The 19425-nt window shown below is 43.9% G+C and carries 25 protein-coding genes and 1 pseudogene; 22 read left to right on the top strand and 4 right to left on the bottom strand.

Going from position 1 to position 19425, the window contains the following annotated elements:
* Positions 1–64 precede the first annotated feature (64 nt).
* The 3 genes and pseudogenes from BVG16_RS15870 to BVG16_RS15860 form a co-directional block, all read right to left on the bottom strand.
* Positions 65–715: pseudogene (locus tag BVG16_RS15870) on the bottom strand (SpoVR family protein); the annotation flags it as partial.
* Positions 716–737: 22 nt separating this feature from the next.
* Positions 738–2168, bottom strand: a complete 1431-nt coding sequence (locus tag BVG16_RS15865; RefSeq protein ID WP_078499665.1) for a recombinase family protein — start codon at positions 2166–2168, stop codon at positions 738–740.
* A gap of 10 nt (positions 2169–2178) precedes the next feature.
* Positions 2179–2814, bottom strand: a complete 636-nt coding sequence (locus BVG16_RS15860; RefSeq protein WP_078499664.1) for a LexA family protein — start codon at positions 2812–2814, stop codon at positions 2179–2181.
* Between the two features lie 155 nt (positions 2815–2969).
* On the opposite strand from BVG16_RS15860, the gene BVG16_RS15855 reads away from it, so the two are divergent.
* The 9 genes from BVG16_RS15855 (at position 2970) to BVG16_RS15820 (ending at position 8974) form a co-directional block, all read left to right on the top strand.
* Entirely contained in the window at positions 2970–3224 is a 255-nt protein-coding gene (locus tag BVG16_RS15855; protein WP_078499663.1) for a helix-turn-helix domain-containing protein, read from the top strand.
* Positions 3225–3282: 58 nt separating this feature from the next.
* Entirely contained in the window at positions 3283–3450 is a 168-nt protein-coding gene (locus BVG16_RS32855; protein WP_158081711.1) for a hypothetical protein, read from the top strand.
* 42 nt (positions 3451–3492) lie between these two features.
* Complete coding sequence (locus BVG16_RS15850) at positions 3493–3774, top strand: hypothetical protein (RefSeq protein WP_233147056.1); 282 nt, start codon at positions 3493–3495, stop codon at positions 3772–3774.
* On the top strand, positions 3743–3907 hold the full coding sequence (locus BVG16_RS32850; RefSeq protein ID WP_158081710.1) for a hypothetical protein: 165 nt from the start codon (positions 3743–3745) through the stop codon (positions 3905–3907). The genes BVG16_RS15850 and BVG16_RS32850 overlap by 32 nt, the downstream gene beginning before the upstream one ends.
* Before the next feature lie 73 nt (positions 3908–3980).
* Complete coding sequence (locus BVG16_RS15845; RefSeq protein ID WP_078499662.1) at positions 3981–4229, top strand: AbrB/MazE/SpoVT family DNA-binding domain-containing protein; 249 nt, start codon at positions 3981–3983, stop codon at positions 4227–4229.
* A 195-nt stretch (positions 4230–4424) separates the two neighbouring features.
* Complete coding sequence (locus tag BVG16_RS15835; protein ID WP_078500112.1) at positions 4425–5729, top strand: AAA family ATPase; 1305 nt, start codon at positions 4425–4427, stop codon at positions 5727–5729.
* A complete protein-coding gene (locus tag BVG16_RS15830; RefSeq protein WP_078499660.1) occupies positions 5729–6826 on the top strand; it encodes an ATP-binding protein in 1098 nt (365 codons plus the stop codon). The genes BVG16_RS15835 and BVG16_RS15830 overlap by 1 nt, the downstream gene beginning before the upstream one ends.
* A gap of 17 nt (positions 6827–6843) precedes the next feature.
* The gene (locus BVG16_RS15825) at positions 6844–7389 is read left to right on the top strand and encodes a hypothetical protein (RefSeq protein ID WP_078499659.1); all 546 of its coding nucleotides are present in this window, start codon (positions 6844–6846) and stop codon (positions 7387–7389) included.
* Between the two features lie 10 nt (positions 7390–7399).
* Entirely contained in the window at positions 7400–8974 is a 1575-nt protein-coding gene (locus BVG16_RS15820) for a DEAD/DEAH box helicase (protein ID WP_078499658.1), read from the top strand.
* An 84-nt stretch (positions 8975–9058) separates the two neighbouring features.
* On the opposite strand, the gene BVG16_RS15815 is transcribed toward BVG16_RS15820, so the two are convergent.
* Entirely contained in the window at positions 9059–9241 is a 183-nt protein-coding gene (locus BVG16_RS15815) for a hypothetical protein (RefSeq protein ID WP_078499657.1), read from the bottom strand.
* A 196-nt stretch (positions 9242–9437) separates the two neighbouring features.
* Here BVG16_RS15815 and BVG16_RS15810 point away from each other — a divergent pair, with 196 nt between their 5' ends.
* From BVG16_RS15810 to BVG16_RS15760, 13 genes are all read left to right on the top strand, one after another.
* Positions 9438–9884, top strand: coding sequence for an ASCH domain-containing protein (locus tag BVG16_RS15810; RefSeq protein ID WP_078499656.1), 447 nt, complete (start codon positions 9438–9440; stop codon positions 9882–9884).
* 3 nt (positions 9885–9887) lie between these two features.
* On the top strand, positions 9888–10706 hold the full coding sequence (locus BVG16_RS15805; protein ID WP_078499655.1) for a DNA adenine methylase: 819 nt from the start codon (positions 9888–9890) through the stop codon (positions 10704–10706).
* 40 nt (positions 10707–10746) lie between these two features.
* Positions 10747–13014 (top strand): AAA family ATPase, encoded by a 2268-nt coding sequence (locus tag BVG16_RS15800; RefSeq protein ID WP_078499654.1) that lies wholly within the window; start codon positions 10747–10749, stop codon positions 13012–13014.
* 26 nt (positions 13015–13040) lie between these two features.
* Positions 13041–13175 carry a hypothetical protein gene (locus tag BVG16_RS33715; protein ID WP_269845601.1) on the top strand — a complete coding sequence of 45 codons (135 nt, stop codon included), beginning with the start codon at positions 13041–13043 and terminating at the stop codon, positions 13173–13175.
* A gap of 96 nt (positions 13176–13271) precedes the next feature.
* A complete protein-coding gene (locus tag BVG16_RS15795; RefSeq protein WP_198957485.1) occupies positions 13272–13670 on the top strand; it encodes a RusA family crossover junction endodeoxyribonuclease in 399 nt (132 codons plus the stop codon).
* Positions 13671–13673: 3 nt separating this feature from the next.
* Positions 13674–13895, top strand: a complete 222-nt coding sequence (locus BVG16_RS15790; RefSeq protein WP_078499653.1) for a hypothetical protein — start codon at positions 13674–13676, stop codon at positions 13893–13895.
* A 33-nt stretch (positions 13896–13928) separates the two neighbouring features.
* Positions 13929–14081 (top strand): hypothetical protein, encoded by a 153-nt coding sequence (locus BVG16_RS32845; RefSeq protein ID WP_158081709.1) that lies wholly within the window; start codon positions 13929–13931, stop codon positions 14079–14081.
* A 105-nt stretch (positions 14082–14186) separates the two neighbouring features.
* The gene (locus tag BVG16_RS15785) at positions 14187–14789 is read left to right on the top strand and encodes a DUF1492 domain-containing protein (protein WP_078499652.1); all 603 of its coding nucleotides are present in this window, start codon (positions 14187–14189) and stop codon (positions 14787–14789) included.
* Positions 14790–14972: 183 nt separating this feature from the next.
* The gene (locus BVG16_RS15780; protein WP_078499651.1) at positions 14973–15425 is read left to right on the top strand and encodes a hypothetical protein; all 453 of its coding nucleotides are present in this window, start codon (positions 14973–14975) and stop codon (positions 15423–15425) included.
* A 12-nt stretch (positions 15426–15437) separates the two neighbouring features.
* Entirely contained in the window at positions 15438–15911 is a 474-nt protein-coding gene (locus BVG16_RS15775; protein ID WP_078499650.1) for a hypothetical protein, read from the top strand.
* 77 nt (positions 15912–15988) lie between these two features.
* Positions 15989–16687, top strand: coding sequence for a phage terminase small subunit (terS, locus tag BVG16_RS15770; protein WP_078499649.1), 699 nt, complete (start codon positions 15989–15991; stop codon positions 16685–16687).
* Positions 16684–17949, top strand: coding sequence for a PBSX family phage terminase large subunit (locus BVG16_RS15765; protein WP_198957484.1), 1266 nt, complete (start codon positions 16684–16686; stop codon positions 17947–17949). The genes terS and BVG16_RS15765 overlap by 4 nt, the downstream gene beginning before the upstream one ends.
* A 15-nt stretch (positions 17950–17964) precedes the next feature.
* Positions 17965–19425 carry a phage portal protein gene (locus BVG16_RS15760; RefSeq protein WP_233147055.1) on the top strand — a complete coding sequence of 487 codons (1461 nt, stop codon included), beginning with the start codon at positions 17965–17967 and terminating at the stop codon, positions 19423–19425.

Here is a 19425-nt window from a genome sequence, read left to right as displayed (position 1 = left end):
AAAGCTATCCAGACGATCGTTGATCGTTCGTGGAGAGCTTATTTGCGTAAGCACCTTAGCTCACCGAAGCCCAGCCTTCGTTCATGATTTTCGTCTCCATCTGCGGCCAGAAGTAGAGCATCTCCTCACGCAGCATCGACATGATATCTCGCTGCCAGTCTTCCAGTACAGGTGAGTGTTCTTGAATGAACCACACAATATCTTTCTCCGGTTCCGGAGGGAATTGATTCTGTTGCGGTTGGTCGGTTTTATCCAAAATACTAGCTGGGTCCAAGTCCCATAGATCATCGTACTCTCCGGCTGCTTTGTAGGGTGGGGAGCCATCTTTATTTTGTCTAATGAGTTCATCTGTGTAACGTTTCTTGTCGAGTCGCTTCGGCTTGATCAGTTGGGGGTCGATATGCTCTTGTATGGCTAAGACCGCATCGATGAAACTCTCGACGGCCGCTGTTCCATGCTCCATTTCATATTGGCTCACCCGTTCTGCCGTGGCAGACATACTTTCTACCATGTTGCGGTTGGAAGTGGAGAATCGGATGTTATTTTTGAAAAAGTCGCAGTGAGCTAAGACGTGAGCGACAATCAGCTTATTCTGGATGAGCGAGTTGCCGTCCAACAGAAAGGCATAACACGGATTCGAGTTAATGACGAGCTCATAGATTTTGCTCAGGCCGAAATCGTATTGCATTTTCATTTTATTGAAGGTTTTAACGAATATAAAATTAAATGAAAAATAATTAATATAAATTCCATTCTATTTGTGGAGTCCCGTTTTTACCGTACAGGATAACTGATTTGATGATTTTTCGAATCGCCATTTTCTTTTCTTCATCAGAGAAAAATTCCCAAGCTTCACCAATCTGTTTCACCAGATCATATGCGGACTGTTCATCATGTTTGCTTGGTATTTCTTCAATAATGTCATCAATATCATTTTCAATTACCTCTCGTTGCTCTTCTAAATGTCTAATACGATCACTAACTGCCGATGCTTTTATGTCACCATTTTGAATTGCGTCATAGAGGTTTTCTAAATTTGATGATATTTTTTGTAATTGATCTTGCAATTGACTAAGTAATAATTCATTACTATTTTCATTCACATCAGTAACTGCAAGAAAAATCTCTTTAAATTTTTCTGGGTAAATTCCAATTGATTGTATTTGGTCTGTAACATATTTTTCGACGTTACTTCTATGTGCATAACCTAGTTTACAATTTAGCGTTTTTGCATCTTTTTTTCTAACATGTTGTGCAGCACAAACATAAAACTCATAAAAATATGTTTTGTTATTATTTTGAGTATATCTTTTGACATGAACAATGTTACCACCACAACCACCACATCGAAGTAAACCTGTTAATAAAAAGTCACCTAGTGGCGTAATTCCATCCTTTCGCTTTTTTGATTCAATTTGAGCAGCTTCCCACGTTTCTTCATCGATTATTTCTTCATGGATTCCGTCTACGATTTTCCCTGCATTATGGAATTTCCCTTTATAAACTGGTCTTGCTATCATATCCCTAATGATATTATGATACATGGCACGGTTATTAACTCTTGCTGATGCCCACTCAGATATAGATAAACAAGAGTGTCCATTAAGATACATATTAAAAATTTCTTTTACTATCCTGGCTTCCTCAGGGACAACAAGTAATTGTTGTGTTTCTTTATCCCATGAATAACCAAAGGGGATTCGACCTCCATACCATTTCCCTTCATTTACTCTTTGCCTTCTTCCTGCGGTCAATCTTTCAATTATCATATCCCGATCTAATTGAGCAAATACTGCCAAAACTCCTAACATAGCTTTTCCAAACGGTGTAGACGTATCAATTTTTTCTTGGTGTGAATTAAACGAAACATTATTTTTTTCAAAATGATCTTCTATTAGTTCCAAGATATCTTTTTGTTTTCTACTCAATCGATCTAATTTATAAACGAGAACTGATGTTATTTTTTTTTCTTCAATGTGTCTTAAAAGACGTTTCATGGCCGGTCTATTAATATTCGTTCCTGTATAACCGTCATCAATGTAGAGTTTATAATCTTCCCATCCCTGAGACTTACAATAAAGAATCAGTTTCTCTTTTTGAGATTCTAAAGAAAATCCCTGCTCGGCTTGTTCGTCAGTAGATACCCTAATATAAAGAGCTACAGTCATTGTTAACACCTCACATATCAATGACAATTTTTTTTAACTTGCCTATGATTCTTATGTGACCATCATTTTCAGTCTTGAACATTGGAGGGATCTCGCTGTTTTCAGATTGTAAAATAATCATGTCATTCGATTTAAATACACGTTTCAAGAAAATTTGTTCATCAATTGTTATAGCGGCGATCTCACCATCTTCTACATCATCCTGTTTTTTTATTAATAAAAGATCCCCATCATGAATACGTGCATTAATCATGCTATCACCGCTTGCTCTAACGTAAAAATGATCTCCACCACGTACCCATGTTTTTGGAGTTTCTTCATAACCGTCTATTTCTTCAAAAACAGTTATTCCATTTCCACATGAAACACGGCCAACAATCGGAAGATTTATTACATCATCATCAGAATCATACAAATCAAAAAGATCGGCTTGTTCTTCAAAAAGCTTGTTTTTTGCAACACCGAAATAACTCGATATCTTCTCGATAACACCAGCTCTTGGATATTTTTTTGCTTTCTCCCAATCAGAAATTGTAGAAACACCAACACCCAATACTTCCGCAAGGTCTCCTTGAGTCATACTTTTGCTTTTGCGTAATTTATGAATATTTGTTGCAAAAATTTCTTGAATATTTTTATCTCCCACTTTAGCCGCCCCTTAATATTTATTACATCTTATTATATCGCTAAAAACGAAAAATACAACGCTTTTTACGAGAAATATTTCGTTTTAAGCGAAAAATAATTGTTGCAATTTCGCTTTTAGCGTAATACAATGGGTTCCAAGGAGGTGAGACAAACATGAGTTCGGTACCTGTTTACATGATAAACACCTTGCGGTCATTGAGAACTAAGTTAGGATATTCTCAAAATGAAGCAGCTTTAATGCTTGGAATCAGTGTTAAGACATTGCAAGGTTGGGAAAAGAACGCTGAGAGAATTCCTTATGAAAAAATTAAGTTGATCGAACGAGTTTACAAAACGCCTCAAAACTATATTTTTTTTGGTAAGGAATCCGCTTTTAGCGAAATTTTAAAAAAGTACAAAGCGGTATAACTCCCAGGGTAGTCCTACTTAGGGCCTTGCATAAGTTAGAACAAGGGAGGGAGTGAAAATGCATATTTCTCAATTTCCGCAGGAAACTCAGGACTTTATTTATGAATTATGTTTTAAGGCTATAACCAGAGCAATAAAAGAGGGGAAGTATCCAAAAACAAAAAACCCGGACTATATTGACTCAGAGCCGAAAGGTGAAAAAGACGATTTATCACCCGCTAATTAGCGGGGTTTCCATAGTGGACAAGCCATAGAAGGGAGTATGAACATGCGTATCAGCAGAATTGAAGATTTTTGTTTTCAGCAAAGAGCTAAGTATCTGGATACACCAAACAATGAAATTGATACTGGTTCTTCAGACGTGATCGACTACTGCGCTAACGAAGAATGCGGCGCGGAGATATATGTTGGACAACCAGTATTAAAGATCGGCCATGAATTGGTTTGCACGGGTGCATGTCTGCTTAAGAAGCTTGGGGCTGTAACAGTGATCGCTGGGGAGGGGGTGAACCAAAAGGATGGACGAAGAACTGCAATGGCGGAAACTTGAGCTCAAACGTCTGCGTTGGAAGCTGCAAAGCGGACTCTACCAATGCGATCCTGAAGTGCTGCCGGCTGCGGTTGATTGGCTTAACGGAGAGATTTCAAGGATTGATAACGAAAAACAGCTTCTCGCGGGGTAGGAGCCCGGGAAGCTGCAGAACAAAAAAACAATAAGTTAAGGCCAGTTTATCACTGGTCGGAAGGAGAAGCAAGATGAAAGCTACTGGAATTGTTCGTCGTGTTGATGATTTAGGTCGTGTGGTAATCCCGAAGGAGCTTCGCCGGACACAGGGTATCAAAGAAGGAGATCCAATGGAGATTTTTGTTACTAGCCAAGGCATCGTCTTTCGGAAGTATGTACCTGGCTGCTTCTTGTGTGGTAATTTGGTTGATTTGGCGCTAGTCAATGGAAGAGATATATGTTTGTCCTGCCGCACTTCGGCAAGTCGAACGGTGAAGTAAATTGATCTATTTCAAGGGTGACGAGGTCAAGCTTAAGTCAGGTGAACTAGCAGAAGTTTTAGATACCTGGGGAGTTGCTAGGACTTGGCACAAATTGAAATCTAGCAATGGGAACATCATCTTCGCGATGAGTGAAAATATTGAAATGATCGTAAAACGTCAAGTCGACAAAAAGGGGAAAGGTTGGAAGGCAAAATGATTAAAATCAATAAGCTAGAAATCGAAAACGTCAAACGAGTAAAAGCGGTAAAAATTGAGCCGACATCTTCAGGATTGACAGTAGTTGGTGGTAAGAACAATCAAGGTAAAACCAGTGTACTCGATGCTATCGCATGGGGACTGGGTGGTAATAAATATCGTCCGTCGCAGCCTGATCGTGAAGGATCGGTGGTTCCGCCTTATCTGCACATTACACTATCCAACGGCCTAATCGTTGAGCGAAAAGGTAAAAATAGCGATTTAAAAGTCCTTGATCCAGGAGGCCAGAAAGGTGGCCAACAGCTTCTGGACAGCTTTGTGGAAGAGTTGGCCATTGACCTGCCGAAGTTCATGAATGCTTCCAATCGAGAGAAGGCAAACATCCTACTTCAAATCATAGGAGTAGGTGGCACGCTGTATGAACTGGAAACAAAGGAGAAGGAAGTATACAACAATCGGCGGGCGCTTGGTCAGATTGCAGATCAGAAAGAAAAGTTCGCTAAAGAGCAACCGTACTTTACAGACGCTCCGAAGGAACCTGTCTCCGCTTCGGAGTTGATTCGCCAGCAGCAAGGGATCTTAGCCCGGAATGGTGAGAATCAGCGTAAACGGCAGCGTGTGACGCAGATTCAGGCAGAGTTTGAACAGCATGGTCGTGAAGTGGTTCGGTTGACTGCGATGCTCAACGCTGCCCAAGAGAAGTATAGCCAGGCGCAGAATGACCTAGCGATTGCACAGAAAGATGCGCTCGACCTGATCGACGAGTCAACGGCTGAACTAGAGTCTAACATTCAGCAGATCGACGAGATCAACCGTAAGGTAAGGGCGAATCTGGATAAAGACAAGGCCGAAACGGATGCAGGCGACTACCGCCAGCAATACGAAACACTCTCAACCGAAATCACGGCGATTCGCAAGCAGAAAACGGACCTTCTGACAAATGCAAACTTGCCACTGTCTGGTCTGTCGGTTGAAGATGGTGAACTGATTTATAACCGCCAGAAATGGGATAACATGAGCGGTGCTGACCAGCTAAAAGTTTCCGCGGCAATTGTCCGAAAATTGAAACCTGACTGCGGTTTTATCCTACTAGACAAATTGGAACAGATGGATTTGGAGACATTGCAAGAGTTCGGCCAATGGCTAGAGCAAGAGGGACTGCAAGCTATTGCAACGCGAGTCAGCACGGGTGAAGAATGCTCCATCATTATCGAAGATGGTTATGTCGCAGGGCAGGAGATTTCAACACAGCAGCCTGTGCAACAACCGGAAGCAAAAACGTGGAAAGCAGGTGAATTCTAATGTTTGAGATTACTGGCGGAAAAGTACAGAAGGCCAAAAAGGTTGTCCTTTACGGACCTGAAGGCATCGGTAAATCATCGTTGGCAGCTCAGTTCCCGAACTCGGTTTTCATAGATACTGAAGGCAGTACAACCGAACTGGACGTAAAGCGATTCCCGAAGCCGACCAGTTGGGAGATGATCAATCAGCAAGTCAGATATGCCATTCAGCAAGGTCCGTCCCTGATCGGTACATTGGTCATTGATACCATCGACTGGGCCGAAATGCAGTGCAATGAAAGTGTATGTGCGAGCCACAACAAAAAGGGCATCGAGGATTTCGGATATGGCAAAGGATATATTTTCGCTGCCGAGGAATTTGGACGCTTCCTGAACCTTCTAAGTGATGTAGTCGAAGCCGGAATTCATGTCGTACTGTCGGCACATTCGCAGATCGTCAAGTTCGAGCAGCCAGACGAAATGGGCGCCTACGATCGCTACCAACTTAAGCTCGGGCAAAAGACGAGTTCCAGAACGGCAGCATTGGTCAAGGAATGGGCTGACATGGTGCTCTTCATTAACTACAAGACTTTCAGTGTTGCCGCTGACCAGAAAGGAACGAAGCACAAGGCCCAAGGCGGCGTGCGGACGGTTTATGCAACGCACCACCCAGCTTGGGACGCAAAGAACCGTCATGGCCTACCAGACGAGTTTACGTTGGATTACGGGCAGATCGCACATATCTTCGCTGGAGCTGCTCCAGTTTCACCGCCAACACAGATTGCGCCGCCTACACCGCCGCCGACCGCTGTTGTAGCGCAGACAACTCAAACGGAACCAGCCCAGGTGGCGAGCTCGTCGCAACAACCGGCAGCCGCAACGCCAGAGACGCAGGATGGTTTGAACCCGAATATTCCGCAGTCACTTCGTGATCTAATGGCGCAGCATCAGGTGCAGGAGTACGAGATCCAGTTGGTTGTTAGTCAAAAGGGATACTATCCGAATGATACACCAATTTGCAATTATGATTCATCGTTCATTGAAGGAGTATTGGTGGGGGCTTGGCAGCAAGTGTTTGGCATGATTCAAGATGCTAGAAACAAAATTCCATTTTCATAATACAGGAGGATTAACACATGAATCAAAACATGGAAAGAGAACTAGGTTGGGATGATCAGATTCAAAAGGACGGTGTGGACTTTGTTGTCCTTACCGCTGGTGACTATAATTTCACGGTTTCAAAATTTGAACGTGGTCGTTTTGCTGGTAGCGAAAAAATGCCGGCATGCAATCAGGCTAAATTGGAATTAACGGTTCATTCGCCGGAGCACGGTGATGTTGTCGTATTCCATAACCTGTTCTTGCATACCAAGACAGAAGGTTTGTTATCCAACTTCTTCGCGGCGATCGGTCAGAAGAAGAAAGGAGAACCGCTACGCATGAATTGGAATGCTATAGTCGGTGCAAGGGGTAAGCTGAAGCTGGAAATTAACACTTTCAAAGGCCGAGACGGTGCGGACCGTACCAATAACCAAGTTAAGTCCTTCTATTCTTACGAGGAACTGATGCAGCAACAACCGCAGCAGCCACAATATAATCAGGCTCCACCTCAATATAACCAACAGCAAGCACCATTTCCAACAAACCAGCAAAGCGGTGGATTTACACCCGGCCAGTTTTAGGAGGTAGCCTATGGAACTTAGACCATATCAACAGGAGGCACGTCAGTCTATTCAGACGCAATGGTCTGACGGTGTTCAGCGGACATTGCTTGTCCTACCGACGGGCTGCGGGAAGACGATTGTTTTTTCAAAGGTAATTGAGGACCGAGTGAGGCTGGGCGAGCGCGTGCTCGTCCTTGCCCACCGAAGCGAGCTCTTGGATCAGGCTTCCGATAAGCTGGAGAAATCAACAGGACTGAAAACAGCGACTGAGAAGGCGGATCAGACATCGATCGGTAGTTGGTACAGAGTTGTCGTCGGAAGTGTTCAGACGATGATGCGCGAGAAACGGTTACAGCAGTTCGATAAAGATTTCTTCGATACGATTATTATCGATGAGGCACACCATTGCTTATCAGATAGCTATCAGCGCGTGTTGCAGTATTTCGAGCAGGCGAACGTATTGGGTGTAACAGCCACGCCGGACCGCGGGGATATGCGAAATCTTGGATCATATTTTGAAAGCCTAGCCTACGAATACACGCTGCCAAAGGCTATAAAAGCAGGTTTCTTGAGTCCAATTAAGGCGATGACCATTCCGCTGCAGATCAATCTATCAGCCGTGGGTCAGCAGGCCGGAGACTTCAAAACACAAGACTTGGGTACTGCATTGGATCCATACCTGGACTCTATCGCCGCCGAGATGTGGAAAGTAGCAAGTGACCGGAAGATCGTCGTATTCCTTCCATTGGTTAAGACAAGCCAGAAATTCACCGAGATTTTGAATCGATTCGGCTTTAAGGCTACGGAAGTAAATGGAGAATCACAGGACCGTGCTGAAGTCTTGGCAGACTTCGACGCAGGCAAGTACAACGTTCTGTGCAATTCCATGTTGCTGACGGAAGGTTGGGACTGTCCTAGTGTGGATTGCGTTGTTGTCCTGCGGCCGACGAAGGTTCGCAGTTTATATAGCCAGATGGTCGGGCGAGGTACCCGACTCTTCCCTGGAAAAACTGAATTATTGTTACTCGACTTCTTATGGCATACCGAGCGGCATGAGCTTTGCCATCCGGCGCATTTGATCGCGGAAAATGAGGAGATTGCCAAAGCTATGACCAAGCAGATCGAAGAGGCTGGGATCCCGTTAGATTTGGAAACGGTCGAAAAGCAGGCTGCCGAGGACGTCATTGCGCAACGTGAGGAAGCACTGGCGAAGCAGCTTGAAGAGATGAAGCGACGTAAGCGTGCGCTGGTTGATCCGCTGCAATTCGAGATGAGTATTCAAGCGGAAGACCTGTCCAGCTACGTACCGTCTTTCGGTTGGGAGATGGCGCCGCCAAGTGATGCCCAGGTCAAGACGTTGGAGAAGCTAGGGATTATGCCCGATCAGGTCGACAACGTCGGGAAGGCGACAAAGCTACTTGAACGCCTAGACAAACGGCGTACTGAAGGGCTTACGACTCCGAAGCAGATCCGATTCCTGGAACAGCGCGGCTTTGAACATGTTGGTACGTGGTCGTTTGATTCAGCCAAACGCTTGATCGACCGGATCGCCGGGAACGGATGGCGCGTTCCGGAAGGCATTAATCCTCAAGAGTATCGTTAATAGTATTAATAAGGCGTATGTCCAGACAATTTTCATTGTCTTAACCACATTGGGGGAGGACGAGCAAATGGATGTCTCATACTATTACCCCCACCCGTTTAGTTTCATTAAGTTATAAATCTTCTCAGCCAACCTATACTCTTCATGTGGATTTTCAGTTACCAATAGTTTTGCCGCGACCCATTGGTTTAATAGCGGTGAATACTCGGGGAACTCACGTACAAAAGCGTGGAAATATTTTCTGTCTGTTTCATTAACTTGTCTCATTAAGAAGACCTCCTTAAATTTTCTAAAAGCATTATAAGTACGATGGCAACCGGCTTAACATTTTTGTGAAATCTGTTTACAGACCGGGGAAATTTCAATTGTGTACTTGCTTTGTAGGAATTATAAGCAATATGTAATTTGTTTTTAACAGAAAACTTGTCGAACCTGGTTCGACCATATGGGGAAGTGAAAGAGAATGAAAGCCTTAACGATTCATCAACCGTGGGCGACATTGATTGCCCTTCGAGAGAAAGCATTTGAAACACGGGGTTGGGCAACAAAGTATCGCGGACCACTTGCAATTCATGCCGGCCAGAAAATTGACCGTGAAGCGTGTGAGAAGGAGCCAATCCGGAGTGCGCTGGCGAAGTACGGCTACAAGGCGGACAATCTGCCGACTGGGGCGGTTGTAGCAACATGCAGGATAGAAGAATGTTGGGAGGTTAGTCGTTGTCTTCGTGGGGACGTAGTTCTTGAAAAAGAAGGGGGCAATACAATGCGGGAGGACCCGATCGGAAAGAAAGAAGAGTCCTTTGGTTGGTACGATGATGGTCGGTATGCCTGGGAATTGAGTAATGTTAAGAACTTGATACATCCGGTTTCGGTGAAGGGACAACAAGGTCTGTGGAATTGGGAGAGATAAGCTATGACTGTACCGCGCATTCTACATTATCCCGGCAGTAAGTGGAACTTGGCGGAATGGATCATAAATCATATGCCGCAACATGGGACGTATCTTGAACCGTTCTTTGGATCTGGTGCGGTGTTCTTTAATAAGCCAGCATCTAAGATAGAAACGGTAAATGACATGGACGGCGACGTGGTTAATCTGTTCAAGGTGATTCGTGATCGTGCAGATGAGTTGATTCGTTTGGTTGAGTTGACACCTTATTCGAGGGGAGAATATTACGCTTCTTATGAACAGGATCCTGAAGGAGACGAATTAGAAAGAGCAAGAAGGTTTCTTGTTCGGTGCTGGATGGCGCGTGGTGGAAAAACAAGTGATCGGACCGGATGGAAACACAATATCGATGCGAATAAATGCCCCAACAGCAATATGCCAATTCAATGGTCCAGAGTGCCGGAGCGAATAAGCATGGTTACAGATAGATTGCGTGGCGTGCAGATCGAGCAGCAGGTGGCCGTCGATCTGATCAAGCGATATAACAACAAAGACGTACTAATCTATGCTGATCCGCCGTACATCCTGTCAACACGAAGTAAACGATTGTACAAGTATGAGATGAAGAATGAGGACCATATTGAGTTATTGAATATCTTAGATGCTCATTCCGGTCCGGTATTGTTATCTGGATATGCTCACGATTTGTATGATGAGCGGCTTAAGCACTGGACACGAGAAACCAAGTCGGCAACTGCGGAAATGGGGAGAATCCGGACCGAAGTCCTTTGGATCAATCCAGTAGCTGCGGCACAAATGGGCCAGCTTGTAATGGATATTTAAGGACGTGACCAAACAATAGGGAGAGAAAGTAGGCTAGAGTATGGAACATAAGTTGGATCTAATTGCGCTGCTCACCTACGTTGACCCGGCCTACTTGAGTTATCAAGAATGGGTCAACGTAGGTATGGCATTGAAATATGAAGGTTACACGGCCAGCGATTGGGACGATTGGAGTAAGCGTGATATGGGGAGATATCATCCTGGCGAGTGCTTCAAGAAATGGACATCGTTCGAGGGAACAGGTAACCCAGTCACTGGTGCAACAATTACGCAGATGGCGAAGGACAATGGCTGGATGCCGCGTTCCGGTCGCGATGACCATGAGCTGGGCTGGGAAGACGAGATTTCCGGAGATTACGTGGTCGTTGATAAGAACTGGGTTGAGGGAAAAGAGATCCACGAGCCTAAAGACTGGAATCCAGTGCAGCAGCTGACCACGTACCTAGAAACGCTGTTCGAAGCATCGGAGAATGTCGGGTTCGTTACAGACACTTGGCAGAATGATGATGGCAAGTATCTGCCCACAAGGGGCGCATGGGACCGGACGGCAGGCGAGTTGATCCAGCTGCTCAATCAATGCGATGGCGATATCGGATCTGTACTGGGTGATTACAACCCGGAAGCAGGCGCGTGGATCCGGTTTAATCCGTTGGACGGCCGTGGCGTGAAGAATGAGAACGTGTCTGAATTCCGCTATGCGCTGGTCGAGTCCGACACGATGGACATTGAGAAACAGAACGCCATCATGCGGGAACTTGAGCTGCCGATCGCTGTCATGGTATACAGCGGTGGAAAGAGCCTGCATGCAATTGTCCGGGTCGATGCAGCCAACTATGACGAGTACCGTAAACGGGTGGATTATCTATATGAAGTCTGCCGGAAGAATGGAATAAATGTTGATAGTCAGAACAGGAACCCGTCCAGATTGTCCCGAATGCCAGGAGTGGAACGGAAAGGTAAGAAGCAATTCATTGTTGATACCAAGATCGGAAAAGGCAGTTGGGAAGAATGGCAGAATTGGATCGAGGACATTAATGACGATCTTCCGGATCCGGAGAAACTAACGGACTTTTGGGACAATATGCCGAAACTGGCGCCGCCATTAATTGAAGGTGTATTACGACAGGGTCATAAAATGCTAATTGCAGGGCCGTCAAAGGCTGGTAAGTCTTTCGCATTGATTGAGTTATCTATTGCTATTGGAGAAGGTGCTAATTGGCTGGGATGGGCGTGTACACAAGGTAAGGTATTATACGTGAATCTTGAGCTGGACCGGGCGAGCTGCTTACATCGTTTTAAGGATGTATATCAGGCGCTTGGGCTGCCACCGCGGAACATCGATAACATAGAAATATGGAACCTGCGGGGCAAATCGGTACCGATGGATAAGCTGGCGCCGAAACTGATCCGGCGAGCAGCCAAGAAGAATTATATTGCCGTCATCATTGACCCTATTTATAAAGTTCTGACGGGTGACGAGAACAGCGCCGACCAGATGGCACACTTTACAAATCAGTTTGACAAGATCGCTACGGAACTTGGTGCAGGCGTAATTTACTGTCACCATCATTCAAAGGGGTCCCAAGGCGGCAAGAAGTCAATGGACCGGGCCAGTGGCAGCGGCGTATTTGCCAGGGATCCGGACGCGCTGATTGACCTTGTAGAACTAGATGTGACGGAGGACCTGTTTAAGCAGGAGGAGAATAAAGCAATTTGCGCAATATACAAGCGATATTTTCAACAGTATAACCCGCAATACTTGGAAAATTCCGTCTCCCAAGATGATGAGCTTAGTGCGAAGGCGATGGAGGAACATTCACGCCGCGCCATCTACAACACAGAACAATCTGCAGCCCAGGAGGAAATAAAGAGAGCTGTGAAGAGTGTTCGTGGTCGATCTGCTTGGCGCGTAGAAGGCACGCTACGAGAGTATGCGAAGTTCGCGCCAGTGAACATGTGGTTCCAGTATCCGGTTCATAAGGTGGATGATGTGGGCAGCTTGAAGGATATCAATCCAGAAGGTGATGCACAGCATCCTTGGCAAAAGGCTGCTGGTAAGAGGAAGGACAAGGCAAAGGAACAGCGTAGGAGCAAGGCCGAGGAGTTCGAGGACGCTGTGAACAACTGTAACATGGGCGAGTCGCCGACAGTGAAAGATCTATCAGAATGGTACTCAACAACTGGAAAAACGGTAGCTGAACGAACAATAAGAGATTGGATTGCTAAGTACGGATACGTCATAGATAGAAATAACGGCAATGTTGTTGTTAAAAAGGACAGCGACGACCATGAAAATCCGCCGCAATAAAAACATGCCGCGCGGCGGCGGATAACATGAATTTATGGTCGTCGCCGAACGGCGGATATACGTTTTTTATGTTTCATGCCGAACGGCGGATATACGGCGGGGATTGGGTACGTTATGGTGGACGCCGCCGGGTGGCGGGGACCCTATATATAAATATATAAGGATAGGGAGTGGCGTGACGCAAGCGCCCCTCCCCCTCCCCTACATTTATTTGAAAGCCCGCCGCAAAAATATGGGAGAAAAATGGAAGTGATAGAATGATGACGGAATTCTTCATGCCGATGAAAAAGGTTCCGACTGTGACAGCTCAGCAAAAACAAGTCACCGTCATAAATAACAAGCCAGTGTTTTATGAGCCTGATGAGCTTAAGACAGCCAGGGCAAAACTAATGGCTTACCTCGGGCAGAATGTACCGAAAGTGAAATACACAGGTCCTGTTCGCTTGATCGTAAAGTGGTGTTTTCCGCTGGTTAAGGGACGCGAGGACGGACAGTACAAGCATACTAAGCCCGATACAGACAATTTGCAGAAGCTGCTAAAAGACTGCATGACGGATTGTGGATACTGGAAAGACGATGCCCTCGTTGTATCCGAGATCGTAGAGAAGTTTTGGGCAACGCTTCCTGGAATCTATATCAAGATCGAAGAGGTGTAGCCTATGGATTACAAAGTGTTTTACGAGGACGTTGTCGATTGGATCAACCAGGCAAATCAAGCTGCTGCTAGATTTGGGATGAGTAATTCAGAGTTTTGGCAGTGGGTGGCTGAGTCGTCCGGGGCATTATGCCTGAAATATCAGGACAACCGGTTGGTAGTGAAGCAAATGGCTATGATGGTCGAATGGCTCGAAGAAGTTTACGAAAGTAGGCAAACAGCATGAACTGGAAAGGCATACGTGAGTGAGGTGAAAATTATGAAAATGACGACAGCTTATGCTTTCATATGGATTTCGTGTTCAACAGCAATTACAGCAGGGATCGTTGTTACAGGAAGTCTAGCGCCGTTATGGGCTTTGCTTATTCCGGCAATGATTTCGGTAAGCGCTAGAACGGAGGATGAAAGTTGAGTAAAAAACGAAGACCATATAATTTGCGATTTAAGGTTTGTATCAAATGCCATAAGCGCTATAGATTAGCGTATTTTACTAAGAATAAATGTGAGGTGAAACTAGATGGATGAACACCATGTAATTGAACAGTTGAGTCAGTATCGGCAGAAGCTAGCGCGGATCCGTGTGCTTTCGACCTATGATATCGGATCAGGTATAACAGTCTCCCGATTGAACGGGGACGATCAGCTGCAGGAACTGCATCGCAAATTGCGCTGTGTGCCATCATACATGTATCTGAGCAAGCGTGAGCAAAAGCTGGAGACAACGGCACATGCATACTTGCAGCGGTATCCTTCAGGAGTAAAATCGCAGCTTGCAGAGATTCCGACACAAGGAACTGATGGAGAGGATAGCAAGCTGCTTCGAGAAATCAAGCAGAAGATCGAGAAGGTAATTGCGGCCCGAGGCTGGGAGATGAATGACCTTGATGCAGTGCTTGAGAGATTGGCGGAGTTCCAGGATTTGCAGGCCGAAGTGAAACGGATTGATACAGTGATTGAGGCGTTGGAAACGTATAAACCTGATTACGTTCGGTTGTTAAGATTCGTCTATCTCGAAGATAAATCAGTCCAGGAGGCATTGGATGGACTAGGAGTTTCCAAAACTACATTTTACGATCTCAAGCGAAAAGCGCAAGCAGAATACGTGCTTCTAGCGCAGTGATAATTTTTCCGTACAAATTCCGTACTAAACACGAACAAAGACAGGAACACAAGCCATTTTTTCCGTGATATTATGATAGTGTCAGAAGAAATATAGATATTAAATAATTCTTTAGTCCTACGTTGTGTGAAATTAGAAAATAATGTATAGTATAAAGACACAAACGTTAAAGGTGAGATTAGAATGTCTTTCGGCTTGACTGTTTTTCGAGCAGTTTTAATCTTTATGAATTTTGTAATGCTGAATTTTCAACCAACTACTGATACTGAAATCAAAATCTTTTTTGCATCAAGAACAGTATTTTTTCTGATGTTAGTTATTGACTACGCCTGTGTTGCGTATTATAGTAAAGGGTTGGAAAAAATAACTTCGGTCGTAGGATTAGCTTTTTCAGCAATTTTCTCAATAATTGACGGGGCAGGAGTTTTAGGACTGTTAGTGCTGAAGCATAATGCTAGCGGATATTTTATTACTGGGAATACTCAAAACTTTTTAACCCAGTTAATTATTCCATTTAATGCCAATGTTTATGTTTTAATTAGTTGGATCGTGATTTGTGCTGTTCTTGGTTTTGAAGTACTAAATCGAGGACTAAGAGGGATTAGCGAAAAAGAACCTGTAAATGTACCAACTTAGGAGGCGATCAATATGTTGACAAACACACATTTTGTAATTTTAGCAGTAGTGTTTTTGTTGTTCTCTCTTCTTGGAGTTATTTTCAGGATTCTTTACTATTCTGATGTTGGAGTTAAGTTTTACTTCATAAGGTTCAGCAATGTAGTCCTTCTCACATTAGTTTTCCCTGTTATTGCATATCGTGAACTTGTGAAGCACAGAACTGATTATATCAGTAAAATAAACAAGGATAGTGAATTATCTGAGGAACAAAAGAGCATGCTAAAGAGGAAAATAAGTTCGAATAACACAATATTACTCCGAGTTATTTATAACTCTGTAAGAAGATTTAAAGAAAACTTAGATTTTAATATTAGGTTATTAAACCATATAAAGAATGAGACAGGGAATGAAATAAGAGTTAAGGTAAAAATAAGTATTGAGATTAAAAAGATTAAAGAGAATCAAGAAAATTTTCAGGATAAAGTATTATCTATGTTTGCTTAAAATAAAAAAGCATCCTTCGGGGTGCTTTTTCTTTTTCTGCAAAACAAACATAACGCCGGAGGTGGTGAGCATGAAAGATGTATAAAAAAGCAGAGGCCGATTATCAACGGGGCATGAAATACAAGGAGATCGCCGATAAGTACGGCGTCTCGCTCAACACCGTCAAGAGCTGGAAGCAGCGCCATGGCTGGGAGCGAAAAAAGGGTGCATACACAGATAAAGGTGTGCACACAAAGAAGACAGGCGCACCGTCGGGCAATAAAAATGCAGTCGGCAACAAAGGCGGGGCTGCACCTAAAGGCAATTCCAACGCTGTTACTCATGGATTCTTTAAAAAATACTTCCCCGAAGAAACAGTGTTGATCATGCAAGATATTGAACAACGATCGCCTCTTGATATGCTTTGGGATAACATCATGATTCAATATACTGCCATCGTTCGGGCGCAACGGATTATGTATGTTAAAGACCAAACTGATACCACAACGACAAAGATCGAGGAGAAGGGCGGCAACGTTTGGGGCGAGAAATGGGAAGTGCAGCACGCTTGGGACAAGCATGCAACCTTCCTACAGGCTCAGAGCCGTGCAATGGGGGAATTACGCTCTCTTATTAAGCAGTACGAGGAAATGTGTCGCCAAGGGTATGAGGACGAAGAACAACAGCTTAGAATACGTAAACTTAAGGGCGATGTTGCTAAGATAGAGAAAGAAGTAGCAGGTGACAAAAATAATCCTATCGAGATCCGCATTACGCGCAAGGGTGATACATCATGATCGAGAAAGAGGTAAACCCACACTTTGAGGACTTTATATTCGATTGGACCCATAAGTTTTACTTTCTGGTTGGTGGTTATGGTTCATCGAAAAGTTATCATGTCGCCTTAAAATTGGTGCTTAAACTGCTGGAAGAGAAGCGAACAGCGCTCGTTGTCCGTGAGGTATACGACACGATCCGAGACTCTTGCTTTGCATTGTTTGAGGAAATATGTATTGAAATGGAACTTGATGATCACATAAAGTTCGTTACTTCACCAATGCAGATACGTTTTCCGAATGGATCCAAGATCATATTTAAAGGTATGGATAAGCCGGCTAAGCTGAAATCAATTCACAACGTGTCTATCATATGGATCGAGGAATGTTCTGAGGTCAAGTATGTTGGATTCAAGGAGCTTATCGGCCGTTTACGGCATCCAACACTAGACTTGCATATGATTCTATCCACGAATCCAGTCAGCACATCGAACTGGTGCTACAAGTATTTCTTCAAGTATAAGAAAAACTTTATTCTGGATGATGAAGAATTGTATCGCGAGCGCGTTGTGATCATAAAGAACACATTATATCACCATTCAACGGCTGATGATAACTTATTCTTGCCCAAAAGCTATATTGAGCAGCTTGAGGAGCTGCAGGTGCACGATCCAGATCTATACCGCATTGCCCGTAAAGGTCGATTTGGTGTTAATGGTAAAGTGGTCCTTCCTCAGTTTGTAGAATGGTCGCATGAAAAAGTTATGGATGCCATCATGGAAATACGGTCGCCTATTAAAAGGGCGGGGATGGACTTCGGCTTCGAGGAATCGTACAACGCTCTTGTAAGGCTTGCAGTGGACCATAAGGAGAAAATCCTTTATATCTACTGGGAGTACTACAAAAACAAGATGACGGACGACAGGACAGCCATTGAGATCATCGAATTTAAAAACTCTGGTGAGCAGATACGCGCCGATAGCGCGGAACCTAAGACGATTCAGTATTATAAGCAGATGGGATTCAGAATGCGGGCTGCTAAGAAGTTCCCAGGATCACGCTCACAGTATACGAAGAAAATAAAACGATTCAAGAAAATCATATGTTCCAGCAATTGTCCGAACGTTATCGGGGAATTAAAGGACCTAACATACGCCGTGAATAAGGACGGAGAGATTATTGAAGATGAATTCAGTATCGATCCCCATACATTCTCGGCTATTTGGTATGCCTTAGACGATTACGAAGTGTCTGATTTGAAAGGTAATGTCACCTATGAATAGAAAGGAGGATACAAATTGAGCCCGGAAATGCAGGAGATTAGCAGAATATTGCAAAATGGCGCTGCTTCAGCGATGAATTTGGAACAAATCATCCAAACAGAAATAAGTGAGTGGAAGACGTCTGAAAAACGGAAATTGATGCTTGTCGGAGCGCGGTACTATCGAAATCGAACAGACATCATGGATCGAGAACGAACAGCTATCGGAGAAAATGGCGTCAAAGAGATTGTAGGCAATCTTGCTAATAACAAATTAGTTAATGCTTTTGTGCGTAAACTAGTCGATCAGAAGGTTGGTTATCTACTTTCCAAGCCATTGAGTATACAGACAGATAATCCAACCTATCAAGCTGAACTTACTGCGTTTTTTGATAAGTCGATGCTTCGAATGCTTCAGAACATTGGTAAAGAAAGCATTAATAAAGGGATTGCTTGGTTACACGTTTACTATGATACAAACGGACAACTGTCGTTTAAGAGAATACCGTCCGAACAAATCATTCCACTGTGGAAAGATGAAGCTCATTCCGAGTTAGACGCCGTAATCCGGATGTATGAAGTTGAGGTTTATGAAGGCATACGACGGACAATCGTTAATAAGGTCGAATGGTGGGATACGAATGGTGTACGTCGGTATACAACTCAAGGAGGGTTAACACCTGATATTGAGGCAGGGGACGAAGGGTCTCATTTCGGTGTTAATGTAAATGGAAAAGAACAAGGATTAAATTGGGATCGAGTACCATTCATAGCTTTCAAATATAACGAAGAGGAACAACCTTTAGTTGAGATTATCAAGTCACTGGTGGATGACTACGATAATAAAAAGTCTGATAACGCCAATAACCTAGAGGACTTACCAAACAGTATATACGTTGTCAAAGGTTTTGGTGGATCAGAAGCAGGAGAAATCAGAAAAAACCTATCAACTTTCCGCATTGTTAAGATTGATGATACGGATAGCAACTCTGGTGTTGATACGATTAGTTTGACGATAGATACCGAAGCCTTTAAAACGCATATGAGCATGAATCGTAAGGACATTTACGAGTTCGGCCGCGGTGTGGATACTCAGTCTGATAAGTTAGGCGGCGATAAGAGCGGGGTTGCACTAAGGTTCCTATATGCCGATTTGGATATGGATGCAAACATAATAGAAACAGAGTTCCAAGCGGCACTAGAACAGTTGCGCTGGTTTCTTGATGTTCACATTGCTAATACAGGATCAGGTGATTATTCAAATGATTCTGTTGATTTCATTTTTAACCGAGATATTGTGATCAACGAGACAGAAGCAGTAGATAATGCTGATAAAAGTAAAGGTGTTATTTCTGATGAAACCATTGTCGCTAACCATCCATGGGTAACAGATGCCAAAGAGGAAATGAACCGTTTGAGCAAGCAACGTGAGGAAGAAACAAAAAGGATGGCTAATGCAGATTATCCGGGGTTTACAGTTCCGCCAGCGGGTGAATAA

The organism is Paenibacillus selenitireducens (assembly GCF_002021565.1).
Taxonomy (GTDB): domain Bacteria; phylum Bacillota; class Bacilli; order Paenibacillales; family Paenibacillaceae; genus Paenibacillus_K; species Paenibacillus_K selenitireducens.
This window is presented reverse-complemented; position numbering and strand designations above follow the sequence as displayed.

Bases quoted from the DNA above. Each gene is read 5' to 3' on its own strand.
- BVG16_RS15865 (WP_078499665.1), bottom strand. From the start codon at position 2,168: ATGACTGTAGCTCTTTATATTAGGGTATCTACTGACGAACAAGCCGAG.
- BVG16_RS15855 (WP_078499663.1), top strand. From the start codon at position 2,970: ATGAGTTCGGTACCTGTTTACATGATAAACACCTTGCGGTCATTGAGA.
- BVG16_RS32855 (WP_158081711.1), top strand. From the start codon at position 3,283: ATGCATATTTCTCAATTTCCGCAGGAAACTCAGGACTTTATTTATGAA.
- BVG16_RS15850 (WP_233147056.1), top strand. From the start codon at position 3,493: ATGCGTATCAGCAGAATTGAAGATTTTTGTTTTCAGCAAAGAGCTAAG.
- BVG16_RS32850 (WP_158081710.1), top strand. From the start codon at position 3,743: ATGGACGAAGAACTGCAATGGCGGAAACTTGAGCTCAAACGTCTGCGT.
- BVG16_RS15845 (WP_078499662.1), top strand. From the start codon at position 3,981: ATGAAAGCTACTGGAATTGTTCGTCGTGTTGATGATTTAGGTCGTGTG.
- BVG16_RS15835 (WP_078500112.1), top strand. From the start codon at position 4,425: ATGATTAAAATCAATAAGCTAGAAATCGAAAACGTCAAACGAGTAAAA.
- BVG16_RS15830 (WP_078499660.1), top strand. From the start codon at position 5,729: ATGTTTGAGATTACTGGCGGAAAAGTACAGAAGGCCAAAAAGGTTGTC.
- BVG16_RS15825 (WP_078499659.1), top strand. From the start codon at position 6,844: ATGAATCAAAACATGGAAAGAGAACTAGGTTGGGATGATCAGATTCAA.
- BVG16_RS15820 (WP_078499658.1), top strand. From the start codon at position 7,400: ATGGAACTTAGACCATATCAACAGGAGGCACGTCAGTCTATTCAGACG.
- BVG16_RS15815 (WP_078499657.1), bottom strand. From the start codon at position 9,241: ATGAGACAAGTTAATGAAACAGACAGAAAATATTTCCACGCTTTTGTA.
- BVG16_RS15810 (WP_078499656.1), top strand. From the start codon at position 9,438: ATGAAAGCCTTAACGATTCATCAACCGTGGGCGACATTGATTGCCCTT.
- BVG16_RS15805 (WP_078499655.1), top strand. From the start codon at position 9,888: ATGACTGTACCGCGCATTCTACATTATCCCGGCAGTAAGTGGAACTTG.
- BVG16_RS15800 (WP_078499654.1), top strand. From the start codon at position 10,747: ATGGAACATAAGTTGGATCTAATTGCGCTGCTCACCTACGTTGACCCG.
- BVG16_RS33715 (WP_269845601.1), top strand. From the start codon at position 13,041: ATGAATTTATGGTCGTCGCCGAACGGCGGATATACGTTTTTTATGTTT.
- BVG16_RS15795 (WP_198957485.1), top strand. From the start codon at position 13,272: ATGATGACGGAATTCTTCATGCCGATGAAAAAGGTTCCGACTGTGACA.
- BVG16_RS15790 (WP_078499653.1), top strand. From the start codon at position 13,674: ATGGATTACAAAGTGTTTTACGAGGACGTTGTCGATTGGATCAACCAG.
- BVG16_RS32845 (WP_158081709.1), top strand. From the start codon at position 13,929: ATGAAAATGACGACAGCTTATGCTTTCATATGGATTTCGTGTTCAACA.
- BVG16_RS15785 (WP_078499652.1), top strand. From the start codon at position 14,187: ATGGATGAACACCATGTAATTGAACAGTTGAGTCAGTATCGGCAGAAG.
- BVG16_RS15780 (WP_078499651.1), top strand. From the start codon at position 14,973: ATGTCTTTCGGCTTGACTGTTTTTCGAGCAGTTTTAATCTTTATGAAT.
- BVG16_RS15775 (WP_078499650.1), top strand. From the start codon at position 15,438: ATGTTGACAAACACACATTTTGTAATTTTAGCAGTAGTGTTTTTGTTG.
- terS (WP_078499649.1), top strand. From the start codon at position 15,989: ATGTATAAAAAAGCAGAGGCCGATTATCAACGGGGCATGAAATACAAG.
- BVG16_RS15765 (WP_198957484.1), top strand. From the start codon at position 16,684: ATGATCGAGAAAGAGGTAAACCCACACTTTGAGGACTTTATATTCGAT.